The organism is Corynebacterium sp. MSK071 (genome assembly GCF_030232125.1).
GTDB classification, from domain to species: Bacteria; Actinomycetota; Actinomycetes; order Mycobacteriales; family Mycobacteriaceae; genus Corynebacterium; species Corynebacterium kefirresidentii.
Genome location: NZ_JASPJA010000050.1, coordinates 1 through 434, shown reverse-complemented (window position 1 = coordinate 434; position 434 = coordinate 1). Strand labels below are relative to the sequence as shown.

The 434-nt window shown below is 48.4% G+C and carries 1 rRNA gene; it reads left to right on the top strand.

The features are described 5' to 3' along the window. Positions 1–59: ribosomal RNA gene (locus QP990_RS12150) — 16S ribosomal RNA — on the top strand; the annotation flags it as partial. Positions 60–434 lie beyond the last annotated feature (375 nt).

The window sequence follows — 434 nt, the reverse complement described above, 5'->3', positions numbered from 1 at the left end:
TTGGGACGAAGTCGTAACAAGGTACCCGTACCGGAAGGTGCGGGTGGATCACCTCCTTTCTAAGGAGCTTTATTATTCGGGCACAGTTGTGCCTTGTCCTGCCACTTTGTGGTGGGTGTTGGTTGAGTGTGCGAGTGTCATGCTGCCAACGTTGTTTGTTTGAAAATTTCCGGGTGGAAGATACACCTTTAAGACAAAGACCGAGTGTTTGAATGGCGCTTTGTGACACACAGTGTCGTGCACAGTTTGAAAAAAGTATTTGTTTGTATGTTGGTGCATTGTTGGGTGTCTGGGGCATTATCCCCTTTTTTGGTGCCTGACCATATGACTGGTGGACACAGTGTGTGTGCTGGTTGATGGTTGGGGTGTTGTGTGAGAACTGTATAGTGGACGCGAGCATTAAACACGTATGGCAGGCTGCGCTTTTGTGTGGT